Below are 21113 nucleotides of genomic sequence, written 5' to 3'. Positions count from 1 at the left end.
CAAAAATAAAAAACAGACAGCTTTTGAAGGAGGACTTACGGCATGAACAGACTCACAGAGCATGAAAAGCAAGTCATTATGGATATTTTTGACCACCTGCACGCCAATCCCGAAGTAAGCTGGAAAGAATATCAAACAACTGAATATCTGACTGAAAAACTGAAAGCGGCCGGCTGCCGGACCCGCACGTTTGATGATTGTACCGGTGTTGTCGGCGAAATCGGAGAAGGCTCGCCCGTTGTGGCTGTCCGGGCGGATATTGACGCGCTGTGGCAGGAAGTGGACGGTGTCTTTCAGGCGAACCATTCATGCGGACATGATTCACATATGACGATGGCGCTCGGCACGATGATGCTTTTAAAGAGTCAGCCGAAACTTCCGAAGGGCACCATCCGCTTTATTTTTCAGCCGGCGGAAGAAAAAGGCGGCGGAGCGCTGAAAATGATTGAAAAAGGCGTACTGGATGATGTTGACTTCCTATACGGCGTGCACGTGCGCCCCGTACAGGAAACGGCAAACGGCCGATGCGCACCGTCCATTCTGCATGGCTCAAGCCAGCATATAGAAGGCCTGATTATCGGAGAAGAAGCCCACGGCGCAAGACCGCATCTCGGCCTTAACAGTATCGAAATCGCCGCTCTTCTCGTCCAAAAACTCAGCTTCATTCATCTTGATCCCGGCATCCCGCATTCCGTGAAGATGACAAAGCTTCAGGCAGGCGGAGAGAGTTCCAATATCATTCCGGGAAAAGCATCGTTCAGCCTTGATCTCCGCGCACAAACCAATGCCGCCATGGAGAAATTAACCGCCGAAACCGAAAGAGCCTGTGAGGCGGCGGCTGCCGCATTCGGCGCAAAAATTGAACTGCAAAAAGAACACAGCCTCCCGGCAGCCGAGCGAAACAAGGAGGCGGAAGCCATCATGGCATCTGCGATAAGCGGCATTCTCGGAGAAGAACATGTGGATGAACCTCTTGTGACAACCGGTGGAGAGGATTTTCATTTTTACGGGTTAAAGGTGCCGAACTTGAAAACGACGATGCTCGGCCTGGGATGCGGTCTGGAGCCGGGACTTCACCATCCCCAAATGATATTTGACCGAAGCGCCATCTTTACTGGCGTTGAGATATTAACGGCCGCCGTCCTCAAATCGTTTGAAGCATAAAAAAAAGCAGCCCGTTACAGGGCTGCTTTTTTTCATTACTTCTTCAAATCTTCAATTGAATTGACGTTTTTCATATACTGAGGAACGACCAGACCCATCTTGACGCCTGTCAGACTCGTTCCCACATCTTCATATTTGCCTTTATATTTAGACGCATATGCCTTATGGGTATTCGGAAGCCAAGCAGACAATGACGCATCCGCGCTGCCTGTCGCAATCGCAGTCCACATCGGTCCTGCCTCCACTTGCGTCAGCTTCACGTCATAGCCGAGGTCTTGAAATACTTTTCCGACCACGTTCGTACTTGCGATTTCACTGTCCCACGCCACATAAGCCAGGTTGATTTTATCACCTTTTACTTTATGAGCGCCTTTTGTCCATTGAGCTACTTGATCTTTATGTTTTTTCACATATTCAGCAGCGGCTTTGGCCGGCTTTTCGCCTTCCTCAACGGCAATCATGACTTCTCCCATATCGTCCTGCGTCCATTTGAACTGGCTGAGAACTTTGGCCGCGTTAGGCTGTTCCTTACTGAAGCCGGTTCTTGTAATCGTATGAATCTGCTCGGCAGTTCCGTACGTTTTTTTCGGATCATCAAGGAACTTCAGCTTGTATCTGGAGAACATCCAGTGCGGCGTCCAGCCCGTTACGATGATCGGCTTTTTCCGGTCATATGATTTCTTCAATGTCGCCGTCATGGCAGCACTTGACGCCGTGACGACATTCCAGTCTTTCAATCCGTAATCGTTCACGGCCTCATCCGTCAGGGCCATGATCCCCGATCCCGGATCAATACCGATAATGGTTTTGTTCACCTGGTCCGCAGCCGTTGCCTTACCATCAGTCTGCGAACCGCAGGCAGCCAAAGAAAGAGCCAGCGCAGCGGTAACGCCGACACCGATGATTTTCTTAAGCATCAGGCATTCCCCCTGCTCTTCTTCTTCACTTTAATGTTTTGCGTGATACGGTCGAGTGTAATCGCTACGATGACGATCGCGATACCCGCTTCCACTCCGACACCGGTTTTCAACTGTGTCACGGCGCTGTATACTTCAGAACCGAGACCCGGCGCACCGACCATGGCCGCGATAACGACCATTGATAAAGCAAGCATGATGCTTTGGTTAATACCGGCAAGAATCGTTTTTGTGGCAAGCGGAAGCTGCACCTTGAACAGACGCTGAGACGTCGTTGAACCGAATGCTTCCGTCGCTTCGATCAAATCAGCCGGAACTTGTTTAATACCGAGAACCGTCATGCGGATCGTCGGAGGCATTGCGAAAATAACAGATGCCACGACGCCTGGCACAACCCCGATATTAAAGAAGAAAATCGCAGGCAGCAGATATACGAAAGCCGGCATGGTCTGCATTAAATCCAGAATCGGTGTGACAATGCGGCGGACCGTTTCTTTCTGAGACGCCCATATGCCGATCGGAACCCCGATAATAATGGAAATCAAAACAGATGTGACGACAAGCGCCAACGTTTGCAGCATCGGCGACCAATAACCCAAATAATCAATAACAAGGAATCCGATTAACGTAAAGAGTGCAATTCCTCTCGTACTGATCCACCAAGCGAGAGCTGCAAAAATAACAGTCAATAAAATAGACGGGATGAAACCCAAACCGCTCACAATCGCGTTTACGAAAGCGGCCAAACCGTTTGAGATTCCGTCAAAGAAACCTCCGAACGTCATGGTAAGCCAGTCAACAAACCGGTCAACGATATCTGCTAACGGAATTCTAGGCAATCTGTCCATTTACTTCACCCCCTGAACAGAAGAATCCTGAGCTTGTTCAGCAGAATCTTCAACATTTATATAATCGTTATTTCCTGAAAGCGCGCCGATTAATGCGCCTTTCACGACAATGCCTTTCATGCGGTCCTTATCGTCCGTGACGGCGATCGGAATATTCGCATCAGACACGACATCGAAAATTTCCGTCAAGTACGTGCTTTCGTGCACAGTCGTAAATTCAGTATTTAAAATATCCTGAAGCGATAAGTCGGATTCCACCGCTTTTTTCGCATCCGCCGCGTGAATGACGCCGAGAAGCTGTTTCTGTTTATCAACGGCGTAAATAGAAGAAATACCGAGATTCTTCATGAGCTGCAGCGCTACACGAGGCCCTTTGTCAATCCGCACGGTTTCAGCGCGCTTCATGATGTGGCCCGCTGTCAGAACTTTGGATAAATCAACGTCCTCAACGAATTTCTCAACGTATTCATTGGACGGGCTCATCAGAATTTCTTCAGGCGTCCCGATCTGAACGATGTTACCGTCTTTCATCAGCACGATTCTGTCGCCGATGCGCAATGCTTCATCAAGATCATGCGTGATGAAGATGATCGTCTTGCCGACAGAGTCATGAAGGTCTAAAAGCTCATCCTGCATGTCTTTGCGGATCAGCGGATCAAGCGCACTGAAAGCTTCATCCATCAGAAGAATGTCAGGATCATTCGTCAATGCGCGGGCAAGTCCGACACGCTGCTGCATTCCTCCGCTGAGCTGATCAGGAAATTGGTGTTCAAAGCCTTCAAGACCGACAAGTTTAAGCGAATCAAGCGCTTTTTGCTCACGCTCTTTTTTGTCGACGCCTTGAAGCTCCAGGCCGTATTCCGTATTTTCAAGAATTGTTCTGTGCGGAAACAGCGCAAATTTTTGAAAGACCATGCTGATTTTTTTCCGGCGCACTTCCCGGAGCTGGTCTTTTGACATATTTGTTATCATGTCACCATCAATATAAATATTCCCGGCAGTCGGTTCAATAAGCCGGTTTAACAGCCGAACTAAAGTTGATTTACCGCTCCCCGATAGACCCATGATGACAAATATCTCCCCATCATATACATCAAAGTTTGCTTGATTGACACCAACGGTTGATCCGGTCGCTTTCAGGATCTCTTTTTTGTTTTTTCCGCTGGACAGCATCTGAATGGCTTTTTTTGTCTGTTTTCCGAAAACCTTAGATACATTTTCGACTTTTATCTTAATTGGTTTCTCATCCAAATTCATATTTTCCCTCCATAATAAGCAATCTTTAATACCGTAACACGTTTGTAATAAGTCAAACAAACATCATAATCCCTTTTATTTTGTATCATTACTTTAAAAACATCCCTGTGTCTTATTTTCCTCTGGTATGCTTCTAAATACTCTCTAATCCTCCTTATTGAGGATAAATTATAAAGGAAACCGGGCTTTTATCAGGCTTGAGAACGTTTCCATCGAATGTGCTGCAAACTGATTTCCTATCCTTTTTTTACAAATACAAGAATTTTTTTGCGACATTGTCCCGGAAAAAGAAGTTTTCCCCTCCTAAAAATAAGGGATATTAAGGAAAAATATAGGTCTGCCAACAGACAGCTCACTAAAAAAAGCACCTCAAAAGGGTGCTCATTGCGCAAGCTCTGTCTGTTTCGTTTCTTTTCCGAGAATAATAATGGTGATGACAGCAACCAGGATGGCCGCACAAAAGACGGCGAAAATTGCTGTAAACGAAACGTTCCGGGCTGCAAGCGATCCGACGAGAAGCGGACCGAAAATGCCGCCGATTCTGCCGACAGCCGCCGTTGTGCCGGAACCGGTCGCACGGATCGCCGCAGGATACTGCTCCGGTGTATAGGCGTAAAGCACGCCCCATGCGCCGAGATTGAAGAAGGACAGCAGCATGCCCGCTGTGAGCAGCATGGCCAATGAATCCGCGGCACCGAAGAAATAAGCGCTGCCCGCCGTTCCGAGCAAATAGATGACTAAGATGGTCTTCCGCCCCGCTTTTTCGATCAGCCACGCCGCAGAGAAATATCCGGGAAGCTGAGCAAGTGTCATCAGAAGGACGTATTCGAAGCTCTCAATCATGCTGTAGCCTTTCATCAGCATCACGCTCGGCAGCCATAAAAACATGCCGTAATATGAAAAGACAACGCAGAACCAAACGACAGACAGCAGCACCGTCGGCCGGATATACGGTTTCGTCCAGACACTTCCCGCCTGCCCGCGTATGCTTTTTTTCTGCGGCAATGCCTGATGCGCCGGTGATTCCGGAAGGCTTTTCCGCAAGTACAGCGCATAAAACGCGGCCAGCGCCGTTAAGAGCAGCGCGGCCTGCCAGCCGAATGACGGTATGACAAAGTAGGAAATCACCGCCGCAAGAAGCCAGCCCGCGGCCCAAAAGCTCTCAAGCAGCACGATGATCCGTCCCCGCTTTTCGGGAGCGGACGCTTCTGACACGAGCGTCGAGGCGACAGGCAGTTCCCCGCCAAGCCCCATTCCGATCAGAAAACGCAATATGAGAAAAACCGTCAATCCCGTTGCGAAAGCGGATATGCCGCTTCCGACAGAAAAGAATAACAGCGTGATCATAAACACTTTTTTCCGGCCGATCCTGTCGGCCAGCATTCCGAATACAAAGGCGCCCGCTGCCATACCGATGGAATTGACGCTTCCGATCCATTTCATTTGATCGGGTGTTAAATTCCAATCAGTGTGAAGCGCGGCGATAATAAACGATAAAATTCCGACATCCATCGCATCAAACAGCCAGCCCATTCCGGCAATCGCCAGAAGTTTTCGCGGAGTGACGGCAGGTTGTTTGTTCATAAGCAGCACCTCAAATCGAAAATGATTACCGTATAAGTTTACACCTGTCTTTACACATTGTCATTATCTTTTTTCGCAAAAAAATCCCGCTTGCCGTAAGCAAGCGGGGTGTGTGTTAATTCTTTAAGACTGCGTTTTTAATATTATCCTGAAGCTGTTGAATCCGTTTCGCGCCGTCTTCTCTGATACGTCTGTTCTCTTCTTCGATCTGTTTCGTTTCCTGCATACCGCTGACAATCGTGTTCCAAGACGTTTCAATCGTCTCAATGTCAATGCTCGGACGGCCTGCCATACGGGCAATCTCCACGCTTTGGTTTGAAATATTTTCAGCGTTGCGCTTCAGCATTTCATTCGTGCGGCGGTCAAGCTCGCTCATTGAATCAGCCACAAGCTTTTGCCGTTTGACTGTGACAGCCTGAATGATGCCGTTTTTGAAAATCGGAATCGTAATGACGAAAGCGGAATTGATTTTCCCGATGAGCTTCGTATTTCCGCGCTGAAGGAGGCGGATCTGCGGCGCCGTTTGCAGCGCCACCATCCGCGCCATATCTAAATCATAGACACGTTCCTCAAGCGCCTGAAGCCCGTCACGAAGCGTATCGAGCTGCATTTGCGCAAGCTGGTTTCCGCCTGCCGCTTTTTCTTCATAAGAAGGAATGAGCGCCTGCATTTCCTCAAGCTTCATCTGCCCGGCAACGACATACTTTTCAAGCTCCATGTAGTAGTTAATGTTGTTTTCATACATCTCTTCTAGCGTATGGTTCGTCTTTGCCATTTCATCTTTGTATTTTGAAATTTCGACGTGGATTTTTTCAATTTCTCCGCCCAGGGTGCGGTACTTTTGAAAAATCTTTTCAATCATGCTGTTGCCGCGTTTGAACATTTTAGCGAGAAATCCTTTTGGTTCATCGAAATCATTTTTGTCGAAACGGTCCATGATTTTTCCGAGCTGCGTCAGCATTGTGCCTGAATCCGTGACACTTGTTGTTTTCATCATATTTAAGATGCGGTCGGAGAACTTCGAGATTTCAACTGCCGGTTCTTTTCCGTACTCCAGCAGCTCCATTTGGTTTTTCACATCAATCTGCTGCGAAATACGCTGCACCTCAGGGTCTTGGCGCAGCTGCACCCTGATGTCATCTGCTTTTTGTTCAGAAATCTCTTCATTTTTATCAAGAACAAGCGGATTTTGATTTTCTGTCATGTTTATTTACTCTCCCTGCTTTTGCGTAATGGTTCTAAACAGCTTTCTTACGAGTGACGGCTCCTTATATTCCTGCCGAAACACCATGTCCTCCAGCCAATGGACATCAAATTGGCTTTCTTCAATATAATGCTCAATGTCCTGATGGCCCGGCGGATTATACAAGATGATATCGACGCCGAATTTATTTAAAAACAACAGAGCGGCGGCGTCAGAACGTGTGAGTTCGCCATTTTGTTCCGTATGATATAAAACGAGTTTCGGAACGGTTTGGGCGTAATCAAACGTCTGAATCAATTGCAGCAGCGAAGCGGGCAGGTTCGTCGCCTGGCGGAACAAATAGATTGCGGCATCCCTTGCCTGCTCGCCGGGCAAAGCCTTCAGCCCTGGGTTTCTGCACATGTCAGAAATCACATTGGCGATGGCGTTCTGCACGCCTGACGGGAGGTGCTTGTACTGCCAGATGTTGCTTCTTTTAAGCCTTTCCGCGTTAATCGCTCCTTCTTCGTTCAAAACCTGACTGTAGTGATACTGGTAGTTGGCTTTCAGCTCTTCCGTAAACGGAAAACTGCGGATCATATGTGTCTCCTGATAGTCCGCGGCGGTATGGAGTCTGTTCCAATATTCTTTCGTATCTTTGGAAACCCCCATCACTTTCGCAAAAAGGTTCGGAACGGCCACCCGCTCCCTGTCCGCTTTAAATTGCGGCCGGATAAACGCCCGCTCCTTCGCAATGAGAAATAACTCATCATACGTCGTTTTTAATGTCACGGACTGCGGGGTATGATCCCTGAACTGCCAAGGCTTATACATCATAGATTCCTCATGGTTCAGCACATGCTCAATTTCTTTCGTTGACCGGTAGGCCGTCGTGGACGTTCTGTCCGGCTTTTCTTTCGGGAATGGCTCAAGGCCGCCTGTTGCGGGGAGCTTTATCACAAAGCTGAGTTCCTCATCCGGATCAATCAAGCTGAACGGATCTTCCGCAGCCGGATGAAACAATAGGACGTCACAGCCGATCAGCATGAGATAATAGAGAAAATAGAGCTGGCTTTTGGCAGCGTCTCCATACCACACCACCTTCGGCATCTCACGCTCTATATCGGCTTGTTCGAGCCATGGATTCAGGTGGTTCAGCGAAAACTTTGACACATCCAAGAGCACACGCCGGAAATCGGGATGATTCAGCCCGTTTTCATGCCGATCCGCAAAGGTTTCCAAAAGCGTCATAAACGCGGTTCTCAGCCGGCGGTGCATAAGCGGATCAGCATGTTTGGCAAGCAGCCTGCCCCCATCGAGAAACGCGACAAATCTGGAAACCGAAAGCCCTTTCTCTTTTTGATTGACCGAATGGATGTGCTGGAGCGCCTGAAACGTTTCAGGCGCGATTGTCTTATCCAGCGTCTCGCTTAACACATGGATGTTTTCATGAGAAGACAGCTCGAAAAGCTTATTGTAATACTCCGTCTCATCATAAGGAGTGCCCAAAATCCGGACGGCAAGCCGGGTAAACGCCAGCCCGTTTTCCCGCTCGTAACCGGGACGTTCCGGCAGCGGCCGCATCAGAAACGTTTCCCAGTCATCGTTTTCCGGCTCGGCCTTTCGGATCACCAATTCTTCCTGCCTCATCATCTTCCTCCTTTCTCTTCATGATTATCGGTACAAAAAAGGAAGGAAATGAACTCTCCCTCCTTTTTTGTTTTATTCTTCTTTAGATGCAGCCGTTTGCTCCTGAACCTGCTTTTGTTTGTTGAAATAGTGGATAATAAACGTTACCACAAACGCAGCGATGATGATTCCGAAGAACACAACGTGCGGCATTTCATAATCAAAGGCGCTCGCCGCCATTTTCACGGCGATAATCCCGATCAGCACGAAAGCCGTGTTTTCAAGCTCAGGGATTTTATCAATTAAAACAAGGAATACTTTTGCGACTGTACGCATCATGAGAATGCCGAGCATACCGCCGATCAAGAGCACCCACACTTTTTCCGATACCGCAAACGCGGCCAGAATGCTGTCAACAGAGAAGGCCAGATCCATTAACTCAACTGAAACGACAGTGGCCCAGAAAATTCCGAACGTACGGACCATCCATGAATTTTTCTTCATGCCTTCCGTATCGTCATCACCTTCTCCGATCCAGAAATGCTTAATGACGAGCCAAGCCAGGTACAGCGCGCCAAGCACTTTGATCCACCAGAACTTAATGAGCAGCATTCCGATCCCGATAAAGATAAAACGGAAAATATATGCCCCGAACAATCCGTATGTTAATGCTTTCTTCCGCTGTTTTTCAGGCAGATGCCTTACCATAACCGCAAGCACTAACGCATTGTCGGCCGACAGCAGCCCTTCCAGCAGAACCAAGGAACCGATCAGCCCCCATGATACAGGGTCAGTCAGCACCTCACCCCACATTTTCCAATCAAAAAAGGAAGCGTAGGTCGACATAATATGATGTAGAAAATCCAAGTTTTTTCCTCCTATTTAGTAAAACGGTAATTTCCTGCTTACACCTGCAAGCCGTAATTCCGGCAAAGTGATGCCAGACCGCCGGAAAACCCGCTGCCGATGGCGTTAAACTTCCACTCAGCCCCATGGCGGTAAAGCTCACAAACGACAACCGCCGTTTCAATCGAGAAGTCTTCCCCTAAATCGAAACGAAGCAGTTCATTCTGGCTGTTTTCATCGACGACGCGCACGAACGCGTTAGACACTTGTCCGAAATTTTGGCCGCGCGCTTCCGCATCATGAATCGTGACGGTGATGCCGATCTTTTCAATATTTGCGGGTATTTTTGAGAAGTCGACGATAATTTGTTCATCGTCTCCCTCGCCCTCGCCCGTCCGGTTGTCTCCCGTATGGATGACGCCCCCGCTCGGGTGTTCCAGGTTATTGTAGAAAACAAAATCAAGATCATTTACACAGTTGTCATGGGCATCGACAAGAAAAGCCGACGCGTCAAGGTCAAAGTCATGCCCTCCGGAGTACTTGTTCGTATCCCAGCCTAAGCCGATCACCGCTTTTGTAAGACCGGGGTTCGTTTTTGTCAGATCAACACGCTGTCCTTTCGCCAATTGAATAGCCATGTGCTGTCTCTCCCTTCTGTGTTTGATATGGTTCAGCCGATTTGCAGGCCGTAATCTGTCGCAATACGGGCCAGTCCGCCTTGGTAGCCTGAGCCGATCGCGGAAAATTTCCATTCGCCGTTATGTCTGTAAAGCTCCCCTGCGATAATGGCTGTTTCAATTGAGAAATCTTCAGCCAGATCATAACGGATCAGCTCTTCATTTGTTTCTTCATTGACAATGCGCACGAACGCGTTGGAAACTTGTCCGAAGTTTTGGCCGCGCGCTTCCGCTTCATGAATCGTGATGACGAATGAAATTTTGTCAATAGCGGCAGGCACCGCGCTCAGGTTGACCCTTACGCTTTCGTCATCGCCTTCGCCCTGGCCTGTCAGGTTGTCGCCTGAATGTGCGACAGAGCCGTTTCCGCCTTCAAGCTGATTATAGAAAATGAAATCATCGGGCGACGCGCATCTTCCTGCTTCATTTAATAGAAAGACGCTGGAATCTAAATCAAAGTCATGTCCGCCGTCGTATTTGTTTGTATCCCAGCCAAGGCCGACAACGACTTTAGAAAGACCCGGATTTGTTTTAGTCAAATCTACTTTTTGTCCTTTTGCCAATGAAATTGCCATGAGTGCACTCTCCTTTTTATCGTTTAGGCGTATCGGTTAACGATATCGCCGATTTTTGTATCGTTTGTGCCTTCTCCTACTGCGGCGAATTTCCACTCGCCGTCCTGGCGGTAGATTTCAGCCGCGATCAGGCTCGTTCTGCCTGAATAGTTATCTCTTAAATTGTAAGTCACCAGTTCTTCGCGATTAGCCTGATCAACAACGCGGATGAACGCGTTTTGAATCAGGCCGAAGTCCTGTTTTCGTCTGACGCAGTCGTAAATATTGACGACAAACACAAGTTTATTAATCTGAGCGGGCACTTTCGCTAAATCGATGAGAATTTGTTCATCATCGCCGTCGCCTTCACCCGTCAGGTTGTCACCCGTATGTACGACACCGCCGCACCGGCTTTTCAGATTGCCGAAATAGATGACGTTTTTGCTGTCTGTCATTTTATCATTTTCAAGCATCAGTACGGAAGCGTCACAGTCGATATTGGCACCGCCTCCGCCGAACAGCTTTCCGAAAAAGCCCCCGGATGATACAGGGTCCCAGCCGAGTCCGACCAGCAGTTTTGACAGGCCGGCTTTTCCTTTTGTTAAATCAATCCGCTGTCCTTTTTGTAAAGAGATCGCCATATGATTCACTCCTATTCTGTAAGGGTGCCGCTAAGCACGCCGCAAGTGCGCATTTTTACTAAATTCCAGGACAAGAATCCCGGTGTTTATTAAGATATACGTCTTTTATTATATCAAAGTTTCATAAAACATAAGAATTTTTGGCGAAAAACGGCGAAAAATCACTTCCTATATTCTCCTTCGTTCCGGAGAGAATAGAGAAAACAAAGAAATTGACGGGGACTGAACATTTTTCCTATCCTTGTATCAATACATGTCAGGAAAGGGGCAGACGAGTGATTGATTTAAGCATACTTGATCAGGCGCCCGTATCCAAAGGAAACGGGCCGCACGAGACGCTCCGCCGTTCAGCGGAGCTCGCCCGCCTCAGTGAAGGATGGGGCTATAAGCGGTACTGGTTTGCCGAGCATCACGGCACAAGAGGGCTCGCAAGCGTTTCGCCGGAAATTATGATCGCTCATACCGCCGCAGCCACAACGTCCATCCGTGTCGGATCAGGCGGCGTGCTGCTGCCGCAGTACAGCCCCTATAAAGTCGCGGAAACTTTCCGTCAGCTTGAGGCGCTGCATCCGAACCGGATTGACCTCGGGGTCGGACGCTCACCGGGCGGCACAACGAAAATCCGGCTCGCCCTCACAGACGGGGTAAAGAAAAGCATGACCGAATTCAACAGGCAGCTTGAGGATTTATCATCCTTTCTGACAGATTCGATTCCCTCGAACCATGCTTATGCAGGAATAAAAACAGCGCCTTTGATTGAAACAGCTCCGCAGCTTTGGGTGCTCGGACTCGGGGAAAACAGCGCCAGACGCGCCGCTCTTCAAGGTGCGGGCTATGTCTTCGGCCATTTCATTAATCCGGAACGCGGGGAAAAAGCTTTTCAGATCTATCGGGACCATTTCCGGGCCTCCGCCCATTTTTCCGCTCCCGCCTCGCTCTGTGCCATTTTCGTCATATGCGCGGCTACGGATGAGAAAGCGGAAGAACTCGCCTTAAGCCAGGATTTATGGCTTCTTCGTGTCGGAAAAGGCGCCGACAGCCGCGTGCCGAGTGTGGAAGAAGCGAAGGCTTATCCGTATTCGCCGGAGGATCGTAAACAGATAGAAGAAAACAGGAAGCGGATGGTGGTCGGCTCTCCTGCCGCAGTGAAACGCCGTCTGCTTGAACTTTCCGAGCGGTATCAGACAAAAGAGATAATGGTGCTGTGCAACGTCTTTGATTTCGAAGCAAAAAAAGAGTCATATGAGCGTCTTGCTGATATATTTCTGTAAAAAAAGCCGTCAAACGGAGCAGCAGATGAGACTGCTGCACCGCTTAACGGCGGTTTTTTCGTTCTTTTCCTTTTTTAAACGCATTCCAAATCCCCTGCAGCGTAAACCCGAGCAGAAGCAGAATGATTAACAGTAAAGTGATTGACGGCCCCGGAGGCGTTCCGAGCTGGTACGAAGACGTCAGCCCCATGAACACACTGAAAAGAGAAATAATAATGGCCGCCGCAAACACCCATTTAAACCCTTTGGCAATACGGATTGCAAAAGCCGCGGGCAGTACGAGGAGCGCGGAAACGAGCAGCACGCCGATAATCGGAATAATGACCGAAATCGCCAGCCCCGTCACGATGCTGAATGACATTGACAGGAGGTTTGTGTTAATGCCTGATGTCTTAGCCGTCGCCTCGTCAAAGGTAAGCAGGTAGAGCGGTCTGTTTAGTATAATAAAATAAAGCAGAATCAGCAGGGTAATGCCTCCGATAATATAGACCTGCTGCTGGCTGACCGTGACAAGCGATCCAAATAAATATTGATCGATGCTCATCGACGCGCCGCCTTTTGACAGGCTGATCAGAAACATCGCAAACGACAGCCCGGCCGCCATTAAGATTGCGATAGATACCTCTGAATATGTACGGTACGCCCGCCGCATGTATTCAATGCCGATCGCTCCGATCGTGACGACAACGATGCTCGCCGCCGTAATATTGGTACTGAGAAAAAAACCGATGGCCACGCCCGACAATGAAATATGAGACAGCGTATCCGCCATCAGCGCCTGTCTTCTCAGCACGAGATATACGCCTAATATCGGCGCCATAATTCCGATCATGCTTCCCGCTAGAAAAGCTCGTCGCATGAATTCCAAGTCAAACATTTCCATCCGCCTTTTTCCCCCCTCTCAAGCCGTATGACTTTATCCAGATACTGCTGTACTTCGTTTTGTTCGTGTGTCACCATGACGACGGTGCGGTTGTGATTTTTCACCTGATGGTGCATAAATTCGTAGAAACCCTGTCTGCTTTCATAATCAACCGCGGTTGTCGGCTCATCAAGCATCAGCAGATCCGGATTGCTTGCAAGCATTCTCGCAATGCAGATTTTCTGCTTCTGTCCGCCGGATAAATCGCCGATTTTCCGGTGGCGGAAATCCCACATTTCCACCATCTTCAACGCGTTTTCCACCTCGTGGTGATCCGTTTCGTTCAATCGTTTAAACCATTTTCCTTTCGTATAACGGCCTGATTGCACAAGCTCCAGAACTGTGCTTGGGAATCCTGCGTTAAATGAAGAAATCTGCTGCGGAACATAGCCGATTGTCAGGCGTTTTCCGGCAGCGTTTTTTTTACTGATCTCGGCCGTTCCTTCCCAAGGTCTGAGCATGCCAAGCATGACTTTCATGAGCGTCGATTTTGACGCGCCGTTCGGTCCTGTAATGCCGACGAATTCGCCGCTTTTGATTTCCAGCGACACGCCGTCAAGCACCGGTGTATGCGAATAACCAAAAACGATATCTTGTAATGTAACGAGATTCATGCTGACCTTCCTTTCCCGCATAGAAATAGTGTGCACCCCGCGGCGCACACTATGTTATTTAACCAATAGCGAATCTTTCAGTGCATCAAGGTTTTTCTCCATAATGTCGATATAACCGATGCCTTTATCCCGTTCTTTTTGGCTTAAACCTTCCAGTGTATTGAGCACTTCCGTTTTCGCGCCGATTTCACCGGCAAGTGTATCTGCAACTTTAGGCGATGCAACTTCTTCAAAGTAGATGATCTTCACATCATGCTTTTTGGCAAACGTTTTGAGATCCGCCAGTTTGGCCGCACTTGGCTCTTCTTCAGGAGAAAGGCCTGCAATCGCGACTTGTTTTAAGCCGTATTCTTTGGCGAGATAGCTGAATGCCGCGTGCTGTGTGATCAATTCTTTTTTCGCCGCTTTATTTAATGTTGTACGGTATAGTTTATCAAGATCCTGCAGTTTTGCAATATATTCTTTACTATTTTTCTCATAGTATGCTTTATTCTTCGGGTCCTGTTTTACGATCTGCGCCGTAATGGTTTTGACCTCTTTTTGCGCAAGAACCGGGCTGAGCCACACGTGAGGGTCCATGCTGTGGCTGTGGTCATGACCGCCGTGTCCATGTTCCTCTTCCTCTTCATCCGAACCTTCGAGTAAGTCAATTCCTTTTGACGCCTTTACAAACTTCGCATGATCAGAGCTCATGCTTTTTTCCGCTGAAGGAACCCATGTCTCCATATATTCGCTGTTGTATACGAAAAGATCGGCGTTTTGAATGCCGGCGATATCCTTCGGCGTCGGCTCCCAATCATGGGGTTCGACCGAAGACGGGATGAGAATGTCTACATCGCCTTTGTCTTTGACAATTTGTTTCGTGAATTCATACATAGGATAAAAGGTCGTCACGACGTGCAGTTTGCCGCTTTTCGAAGAACCTGACGAACCTTTTGAAGATGAATTGCCGCAGCCCGCCGCGATTAAAAAGCATGCCGCAATGACAATGATTCCGCTCCATTTTTTAAACAAGCCGTTTCCCCCTGTTCTGTAAATCAGAATGATGACGATTTCCAAAGCGTACTTTCTCGTTCATTTGTTACCTATACCATAATAAAACGAAGTAATTACGTTTTGCAAGATATTTTTTTCTAAATTGATATCCGATTTACCTAAAAAGCCCCCGCCATGTATGGACGGGGGCGTCGTATCACATATCAGGCAAGCAGATAAACTCTTGTTTCGTATGGGCGGAATGTGATGCGGGATTCCGTGCCGCCGTCATTTTCATAGTTGCTGAGAAGCAGCTCGGCCCTTTCAGGTTCGGAGCCGTCCGGCCAATAAAAGGCGGCTTCTTCTTTCGATACGTTGCTGATGGACATGAGTTTTTGTCCGTTTGCCTGTCTTTCATATACAAACAGCTGCGGGTCATCAGGAAGCAGCAGCGTGTAGCTGCCTTTTATGATATCAGCATACTGTTTTCTCAGGCGGATCAGTTTTTTGTAAAAGTTCAATATAGAATCGGGATCATCCTGAGCCTCGGCCGCATTGACGGTTTTGTAATTGGGATTGACCTTCAGCCACGGTTCGCCCTCCGTAAATCCGGCATTCTTGCTGCCGTCCCACTGCATCGGTGTACGGGCATGGTCCCGGCTTTTCGCCATAATGGACGCCATGACTTCTTCTCTGTTGCGGCCCATTTCAAATACCCTTTTATGATACATATTGACGGTCTGAATATCTTGATAATCCTCTATTCTGTCAAACGGAGCGTTTGTCATGCCGATTTCTTCTCCCTGGTAAATGTACGGCGTGCCTTTCATGAAATAAAGCAGGGCGGCAAGCATTTTGGCGGATGCTTTGCGGTATGTGCTTTCGTCTCCGAAACGGGATACGATCCGGGGCTGGTCATGATTGCACCAATACAGCGTATTCCAGCCTTGATGTTCCAGTTTTTCCTGCCAGTCTGTGAGCACTTTCTTTAAATCGGACAGCTCAAGCGGTTTTACATCCCAATGCTCTTGGCCCGGCTTTTGATCAAGCTCCATATGCTGAAAATGAAAAATCATATTCAGTTCATGCTCATCGGTTCCCGTGTAGACGAGCCCTTCCTCAGGCGTCACTGATCCGGCCTCGCCGACTGACATCACGTCATATTTGGAAAATACCTCTTTCGTCATTTCTTTTAAGTAATCATGTATCCGTGCCCCGTTTGGCCGGAAAGGCTTCGGATCGGCCCGGCGGGCGATGTAATCTTCATATGGCGGCAAATATTCTTTTTTTGACAGAAGATGAAGCTGGTCTATTCGCAATCCGTCCACGCCTTTATCGAGCCAAAATCTCATCATCTCGTATACTGATTGCCGAACCTCGGGATTTTCCCAATTCAGATCGGCTTGTTTGACGGCGTTCATATGCAGGTAATATTCGCCCGTATGTTCTTCGTACTGCCAGACGGATTGTCCGTAATCCGACACCCAATCGGTCGGCGGGCCGTCCGCGGTGCCCGGCCGCCAAATATAATAATCGCGGTATTTGCTGTCCGGATTCATTTCCGCCTCTTTGAACCAAGGATGCTCCGTGGATGTATGATTTAAGACGAAGTCCATCACAAGCTTTAATCCGCGGTTGCGGCATTCTGTAAGCAGATTGTGAAAGTCCTCCATCGTTCCGTAGGATTCCATAATCGCTTGATGATCCGTCACATCGTAGCCGTTATCAACGTTTGGCGACGGGTAAATCGGGCAGATCCATATCACATCAGCGCCAAGTTCTTTTATATAATCGAGACGCGCGATAATCCCCCGCAGGTCGCCTATGCCGTCGCCGTTCGTATCTTGAAAGCTTCGCGGATAGATTTGATAGACAACGGCGTCTTTCCACCAGTCACTTGCCATCTTGCGGCCCTCCTGTTTTTTAGAGAACCATTTCCTTTATGATCCTTCCCTAAACAAAAAAGAGAAGGTTTCCCCCCTCTTTTATCTGTCCAGCTGAGACGGATAAAGCGTCATGCCTCCGTCGACGAAAAGTGTCGTTCCGGTTACGTAACTCGCTTCTTCCGACACCATCCATGCGGCGGCCGCTGCGACTTCTTCCGGTTTTCCGAAGGCGTTCATCGGAATTTTTTTCAGCTGGGCCTGTTTATGTGTTTCATCTTCCAGATCCTTATTGGACTCCGTGGCGATCGTGCCGGGAGCGATGGCATTCACCCGGATGCCTTTGTCTGCGTAATTGAGCGCCATCGTTTCCGTCATCATTTTGATCCCGCCTTTGGATGCCGAGTACTGCACGTTTTCAGGACGCGGTATTTGCTGATGAACGCTCGATATGTTTAAGACCGTTCCTTTTTTGCCGCGCTCGAGCATATGTTTCAGTGCCGCTTTCGCCCCCAAAAAGGTGCCGGTCACGTTGACGTCGATGACCCTTTGCCAATCCTCCAGGCTCATTTCATGGGGCATCGCTTCGGCTCCGTTAAAGCCGGAATTGTTGACCATCACGTCCACGCCCCCGAAATGCTCCTGCGCGGCATGAAACAGCGCCTGAATCCCTTCTTCTGAGGATACATCGGCTTTTACGGTGACGGCTCGGCCTCCCGCTTTCTCAATGATGTCCGCCGCTTCTTCCGCTCCGGAGGAATCACCGAGGTAGTTCACAACCACATTCATCCGCTCCTTGCCGAAGCGTTCGGCAATGGCCTTTCCGATTCCTTTCGAAGAACCTGTTACGATTGCTGTTTTTCCCTGTAAATCCTGATACATTGTCTCTTTTCCTCCCTGATGTTAATACAGAGCATGTACCCGGTTTTGATCGGCTGAAAACAAAAGGGATCATAAAAAGAACGATGAAACCGAAGCTCCCTCGTTCTTTTTTTCATTATGCGTAGTTGTTCATTTGCAGCCTTTTTTGCACGCCGACAAGCCTGCTGAAAAAATAAGATGCCGCTTTGTAGTTCTCCCGTTGATGAAAGAAATGAGCCGCGTCCTGAAGCAGTTCCTCTGTGTCAGCCAACAGCTCTTTTGATTCCAGAATGTCAAAATACTCTTTGAGCGAATCCTGTCCGCCTTCCCCCTGATAAAGCTCTTTAATCAGACGGAATTTCGTCAGATAGATCTCATCTTCCCATTCCGCCGCGCTTCTCATGCCCCGCGCGCAGCTGGCGGCGGCTTCACTGTATTTTTCCGTTTTAAAGTAGATATGCGTGAGTGAAAAAACAGCCTGGATGACCTGCCGGAAGCTGTGTGCTTCAAATCCGGCGGCCGCCCGTTCAAAATCCTCCGCCGCTTTGCAAAAGTCACCCAGACTGTACATACAGTGCCCGATATTATAATAGGCCGCAGCAATCATATATTGATCATCAAGCCGCTCCGCGTGCTCCAAGGCGCATTCGAGGTATTCCAACGCTTTTTTATGCTGCTGGGCGTCCATCAGATTTCCGGCAATGATAAATTTGCACTGCACCCTTCTCATTCCGTATAATTCATATTTCTTGTAAATATCAAGCGCCTGTCCCGCGTAATTCATCGAAAAGAAAGTCTGCTTGATATGATAGTACACCTCAGAAATTTTATACAAAAACTCGGCTTTCTCTATGTCATCTTCCACATATTCAAGCTTTTCCTCAGCCCGCTTATAATGAGAAATCGCTGAGATGAAGTTTTTCTGCTTAAATTCATACATTCCCCTGAAATAGTAAAAATAATATTCCAGTAAGCCGGTCAGCTTTTGCTGGTTCATCTCAATCTCAGTGAGCATTTCAGAGAACGGAGGCTGGCAGTCGCCGTCTTTCATGGGTTTTAATTTATCCAGCATGATGCGGTGCCGAAATTCCATCAATGAAAAATACAACAATAAATCCTGGTTCTCTTCCATATCTTCGAGTTCAAATTGAATCTCCCGTTTCAGCGCTTCAGCTTTATCGGCTTCAAACGCGCGGATCAGCTTATACCATTCATTCATCTTTACGGCCACTTCTTCAGATGGAATCTTGGATTTCATAGATTTGCCTCCTTCCTCCGGCTACTAATTATGTTATATTTTATCATAGCAAATTTATGGCAGTGAGCAAACAAAGATTTTAACCAATTAAAGAAAGAGAGAATTCACCATGAAACTATCAGTCAGAATTGCGCTGCTTTTGATCCTCTTCTTTTCCGCAGACCTATGTTTTTCCTATGTGCAGAAAGAATTGAGGCCGCAGACGGCATTACAAGACAGAGCCATTCCAAGCGCTCTTCATCCGCTCGTGAAACAGAATGCGGAGCTATTGCAGACGGCCGCTCTGAAAAAAGGCATCACCGTCGTTATCACAGAGGGTTTCAGATCAATTGAGGAACAAAACGAATTGTACCGTCAAGGACGTTCAAAAAAAGGAAATATCGTCACCTACGCAAAAGGCGGGGAATCTTACCACAATTACGGCCTTGCGATCGACTTCGCCCTGCAAAAAAAGGATGGAAGCCTGATTTGGGATATGACGTACGACGGAAACCGAAACGGCACGCCCGATTGGCTTGAGGTCGTATCGATTGCCAAAAAGCTCGGTTTTGATTGGGGAGGCGATTGGAGAGGCTTTAAAGATTATCCTCATTTACAAATGATCCCTGGCTAATAAAACCTTTTCTTTTTTCGCTTTTGCGCATCAATGTACGGAGGATAGACAGGCCTGTACACAAGCTTATATCCTTCATTGCCGGACGGCGTAAAATCGCGCTGCCACTCCAGCCGCAGATGGAAATCGGATAAAAAAGCGGCCTTTGCTTCTTCGGGAGTAACGGCCGGCACCGGATTGATCTTCTCCAGCTGCTCCGGGTCAATGTCAGGCGCCATGTAAGCTTCCACAAGCCCCGTTACGGGACTGACAAGTATTCTCGCAGCGCCGAACCGCAGCGGAATATCCTGATGCCATATGGAAAAATGGAAGCGGAACCTGCCCCTTCCGTCCGTTTTCACCGGGTTCATTTTAAAAAACTCGTCCGCTCTCGGATAAAGCTTGTATAAAAATTGAAGCGCGACGGCCTCACACTCTTCCGCAGAATAAAAGGCCGGGCCCTGATGCTCAATAAAAGATTTAAAGGCTGTCATTTTCCCTGTCTTTTTGTCCGTTTTCATCTTCATTGTATTTTTGTTGCTGCTTTCAAAATAGCTTTCGATACTCAAATCTTTCCGTTCCGGAACCGACCCTTTCCGCCATGTCGTTCCGATCTCATCCCCGAGATCACGCCGGCGCGTCTGAACCATATCCGCGGTAAACCCCATTAATTCATCCAGGCTGATTTCCCGTTTATGTTCAAACGCGGGAAGCGGTTTTGCCGGCTCATTCCTGTCTTCGCAAAGCTGCTGATCCGGCACGATATCATCTTCACCGGCCGGATAGCTGTAAGCCGGCAGAATCGGTTCATAGACGAGACGCGGTATTTTCTCAAAATTGACCACATCATAGACGAGACTGAATGTCAGCACACTCATATAATGCGAGACGACCTTTTCCCGATCGACGAATGTTTCCGGAACGGACGCTTCACCCTTATCCCCGTAATAGATAAACTGCACGACGAAGCCGCTCCTGGTTACATCAACGAAAAAACCTGAATCGGGAAGCGGCCGGCCGAGCACTTTTTTTGTATAGATAAATCGGATGCACCCATTGCGTTCTTCCTTCGCCTGAAAGATGAAATTCATAAAAGTAAGCGGGCGGTGTCTCGCCGCAAACCGAAGAGCCGTCAGCTTTAATTCGGCGTCTGACAGCTGCATGTCTGAACCTGGACAGTCGTTGCGTGAATAAGTAAGCAAAGATCCGTCGTCGCCCAGCTCAATCGTGACCGTTTTATCCGGCTGGTTACGATCTTTCCATATATAATAGGCTTTCGTTTTTTGTTTTTCATCATAATCTTCTATTTCAAGCTCATAGTGCGGCGGTATGTTCCCGATTTCCAGCGCTTTTTTTCTCAGATGTTCTTTCAGCAATGGGGTCATCCTTTCAGAAGAGTGTATAAAAAAGAACTGTTTTTTATTATATAAAAACGTC

At 48.2% G+C, this 21113-nt stretch carries 20 protein-coding genes; 3 read left to right on the top strand and 17 right to left on the bottom strand.

The genetic code is table 11. The features are described from left to right. Positions 1-42 precede the first annotated feature (42 nt). Positions 43-1164 (top strand): M20 peptidase aminoacylase family protein, encoded by a 1122-nt coding sequence (locus tag AR442_RS00570; RefSeq protein WP_053285442.1) that lies wholly within the window; start codon positions 43-45, stop codon positions 1162-1164. Positions 1165-1199: 35 nt separating this feature from the next. On the opposite strand, the gene AR442_RS00565 is transcribed toward AR442_RS00570, so the two are convergent. The 10 genes from AR442_RS00565 to AR442_RS00520 form a co-directional block, all read right to left on the bottom strand. Next, a complete protein-coding gene (locus AR442_RS00565; RefSeq protein ID WP_014416846.1) occupies positions 1200-2081 on the bottom strand; it encodes a glycine betaine ABC transporter substrate-binding protein in 882 nt (293 codons plus the stop codon). After that, positions 2081-2929, bottom strand: a complete 849-nt coding sequence (gene opuAB / locus AR442_RS00560; RefSeq protein WP_003156639.1) for a glycine/proline betaine ABC transporter permease subunit OpuAB — start codon at positions 2927-2929, stop codon at positions 2081-2083. Before opuAB ends, AR442_RS00565 begins: the two co-directional genes overlap by 1 nt. Beyond that, positions 2930-4186 (bottom strand): glycine/proline betaine ABC transporter ATP-binding protein OpuAA, encoded by a 1257-nt coding sequence (opuAA, locus tag AR442_RS00555; RefSeq protein WP_003156640.1) that lies wholly within the window; start codon positions 4184-4186, stop codon positions 2930-2932. It abuts the gene before it with no gap. A gap of 381 nt (positions 4187-4567) precedes the next feature. Continuing rightward, a complete protein-coding gene (locus AR442_RS00550; protein ID WP_014416845.1) occupies positions 4568-5770 on the bottom strand; it encodes an MFS transporter in 1203 nt (400 codons plus the stop codon). Between the two features lie 115 nt (positions 5771-5885). Continuing rightward, complete coding sequence (locus tag AR442_RS00545) at positions 5886-6974, bottom strand: toxic anion resistance protein (RefSeq protein WP_007609246.1); 1089 nt, start codon at positions 6972-6974, stop codon at positions 5886-5888. A 6-nt stretch (positions 6975-6980) separates the two neighbouring features. Next, positions 6981-8603 (bottom strand): YceG family protein, encoded by a 1623-nt coding sequence (locus tag AR442_RS00540; protein ID WP_014416844.1) that lies wholly within the window; start codon positions 8601-8603, stop codon positions 6981-6983. A gap of 72 nt (positions 8604-8675) precedes the next feature. Continuing rightward, a complete protein-coding gene (locus AR442_RS00535) occupies positions 8676-9449 on the bottom strand; it encodes a TerC family protein (RefSeq protein ID WP_003156644.1) in 774 nt (257 codons plus the stop codon). A gap of 38 nt (positions 9450-9487) precedes the next feature. Further along, on the bottom strand, positions 9488-10066 hold the full coding sequence (locus AR442_RS00530) for a TerD family protein (RefSeq protein ID WP_003156645.1): 579 nt from the start codon (positions 10064-10066) through the stop codon (positions 9488-9490). Positions 10067-10098: 32 nt separating this feature from the next. Continuing rightward, complete coding sequence (locus tag AR442_RS00525) at positions 10099-10680, bottom strand: TerD family protein (RefSeq protein WP_003156648.1); 582 nt, start codon at positions 10678-10680, stop codon at positions 10099-10101. Between the two features lie 23 nt (positions 10681-10703). Next, complete coding sequence (locus tag AR442_RS00520; protein ID WP_014416843.1) at positions 10704-11300, bottom strand: TerD family protein; 597 nt, start codon at positions 11298-11300, stop codon at positions 10704-10706. A 275-nt stretch (positions 11301-11575) separates the two neighbouring features. Between AR442_RS00520 and AR442_RS00515 the strand changes: the two genes are divergently transcribed. Next, positions 11576-12571 carry an LLM class flavin-dependent oxidoreductase gene (locus AR442_RS00515; protein WP_014416842.1) on the top strand — a complete coding sequence of 332 codons (996 nt, stop codon included), beginning with the start codon at positions 11576-11578 and terminating at the stop codon, positions 12569-12571. A 43-nt stretch (positions 12572-12614) separates the two neighbouring features. On the opposite strand, the gene AR442_RS00510 is transcribed toward AR442_RS00515, so the two are convergent. The 6 genes from AR442_RS00510 to AR442_RS00485 all read right to left on the bottom strand — a co-directional run bounded on the left by AR442_RS00510 (position 12615) and on the right by AR442_RS00485 (position 19084). After that, a complete protein-coding gene (locus AR442_RS00510) occupies positions 12615-13454 on the bottom strand; it encodes a metal ABC transporter permease (protein ID WP_007409044.1) in 840 nt (279 codons plus the stop codon). Next, positions 13412-14107, bottom strand: a complete 696-nt coding sequence (locus AR442_RS00505; RefSeq protein ID WP_003156655.1) for a metal ABC transporter ATP-binding protein — start codon at positions 14105-14107, stop codon at positions 13412-13414. Before AR442_RS00505 ends, AR442_RS00510 begins: the two co-directional genes overlap by 43 nt. A 54-nt stretch (positions 14108-14161) precedes the next feature. After that, on the bottom strand, positions 14162-15121 hold the full coding sequence (locus tag AR442_RS00500; RefSeq protein WP_029973931.1) for a metal ABC transporter substrate-binding protein: 960 nt from the start codon (positions 15119-15121) through the stop codon (positions 14162-14164). A gap of 185 nt (positions 15122-15306) precedes the next feature. Beyond that, positions 15307-16986, bottom strand: coding sequence for a glycoside hydrolase family 13 protein (locus AR442_RS00495; RefSeq protein WP_053285443.1), 1680 nt, complete (start codon positions 16984-16986; stop codon positions 15307-15309). Positions 16987-17067: 81 nt separating this feature from the next. After that, a complete protein-coding gene (locus AR442_RS00490) occupies positions 17068-17847 on the bottom strand; it encodes a glucose 1-dehydrogenase (RefSeq protein ID WP_014416838.1) in 780 nt (259 codons plus the stop codon). 115 nt (positions 17848-17962) lie between these two features. After that, positions 17963-19084 (bottom strand): response regulator aspartate phosphatase, encoded by a 1122-nt coding sequence (locus AR442_RS00485; RefSeq protein ID WP_014416837.1) that lies wholly within the window; start codon positions 19082-19084, stop codon positions 17963-17965. Between the two features lie 109 nt (positions 19085-19193). Here AR442_RS00485 and AR442_RS00480 point away from each other — a divergent pair, with 109 nt between their 5' ends. Next, positions 19194-19697, top strand: coding sequence for a peptidoglycan L-alanyl-D-glutamate endopeptidase CwlK (locus AR442_RS00480; RefSeq protein ID WP_014416836.1), 504 nt, complete (start codon positions 19194-19196; stop codon positions 19695-19697). Here the strand turns inward: AR442_RS00480 and AR442_RS00475 are convergent. Further along, positions 19694-21052: a YcdB/YcdC domain-containing protein gene (locus AR442_RS00475; RefSeq protein WP_014416835.1), complete on the bottom strand. Its 1359-nt coding sequence runs from the start codon at positions 21050-21052 to the stop codon at positions 19694-19696. The genes AR442_RS00480 and AR442_RS00475 overlap by 4 nt on opposite strands. Positions 21053-21113: the final 61 nt, after the last annotated feature.

The sequence above is a fragment of the Bacillus velezensis genome, assembly GCF_001461825.1.
Taxonomy (GTDB): domain Bacteria; phylum Bacillota; class Bacilli; order Bacillales; family Bacillaceae; genus Bacillus; species Bacillus velezensis.
This window is presented reverse-complemented; position numbering and strand designations above follow the sequence as displayed.

What these genes read in the sequence shown, in the direction of transcription:
- opuAA (WP_003156640.1), bottom strand. Translation starts at nt 4,186, where the DNA reads ATGAATTTGGATGAGAAACCAATTAAGATAAAAGTCGAAAATGTATCT.
- AR442_RS00490 (WP_014416838.1), bottom strand. Translation starts at nt 17,847, where the DNA reads ATGTATCAGGATTTACAGGGAAAAACAGCAATCGTAACAGGTTCTTCG.
- AR442_RS00505 (WP_003156655.1), bottom strand. Translation starts at nt 14,107, where the DNA reads ATGAATCTCGTTACATTACAAGATATCGTTTTTGGTTATTCGCATACA.
- AR442_RS00525 (WP_003156648.1), bottom strand. Translation starts at nt 10,680, where the DNA reads ATGGCAATTTCATTGGCAAAAGGACAAAAAGTAGATTTGACTAAAACA.
- AR442_RS00520 (WP_014416843.1), bottom strand. Translation starts at nt 11,300, where the DNA reads ATGGCGATCTCTTTACAAAAAGGACAGCGGATTGATTTAACAAAAGGA.
- AR442_RS00530 (WP_003156645.1), bottom strand. Translation starts at nt 10,066, where the DNA reads ATGGCTATTCAATTGGCGAAAGGACAGCGTGTTGATCTGACAAAAACG.
- AR442_RS00550 (WP_014416845.1), bottom strand. Translation starts at nt 5,770, where the DNA reads ATGAACAAACAACCTGCCGTCACTCCGCGAAAACTTCTGGCGATTGCC.
- AR442_RS00565 (WP_014416846.1), bottom strand. Translation starts at nt 2,081, where the DNA reads ATGCTTAAGAAAATCATCGGTGTCGGCGTTACCGCTGCGCTGGCTCTT.
- AR442_RS00480 (WP_014416836.1), top strand. Translation starts at nt 19,194, where the DNA reads ATGAAACTATCAGTCAGAATTGCGCTGCTTTTGATCCTCTTCTTTTCC.
- AR442_RS00570 (WP_053285442.1), top strand. Translation starts at nt 43, where the DNA reads ATGAACAGACTCACAGAGCATGAAAAGCAAGTCATTATGGATATTTTT.
- AR442_RS00485 (WP_014416837.1), bottom strand. Translation starts at nt 19,084, where the DNA reads ATGAAATCCAAGATTCCATCTGAAGAAGTGGCCGTAAAGATGAATGAA.
- AR442_RS00495 (WP_053285443.1), bottom strand. Translation starts at nt 16,986, where the DNA reads ATGGCAAGTGACTGGTGGAAAGACGCCGTTGTCTATCAAATCTATCCG.
- opuAB (WP_003156639.1), bottom strand. Translation starts at nt 2,929, where the DNA reads ATGGACAGATTGCCTAGAATTCCGTTAGCAGATATCGTTGACCGGTTT.
- AR442_RS00540 (WP_014416844.1), bottom strand. Translation starts at nt 8,603, where the DNA reads ATGAGGCAGGAAGAATTGGTGATCCGAAAGGCCGAGCCGGAAAACGAT.
- AR442_RS00510 (WP_007409044.1), bottom strand. Translation starts at nt 13,454, where the DNA reads ATGGAAATGTTTGACTTGGAATTCATGCGACGAGCTTTTCTAGCGGGA.
- AR442_RS00545 (WP_007609246.1), bottom strand. Translation starts at nt 6,974, where the DNA reads ATGACAGAAAATCAAAATCCGCTTGTTCTTGATAAAAATGAAGAGATT.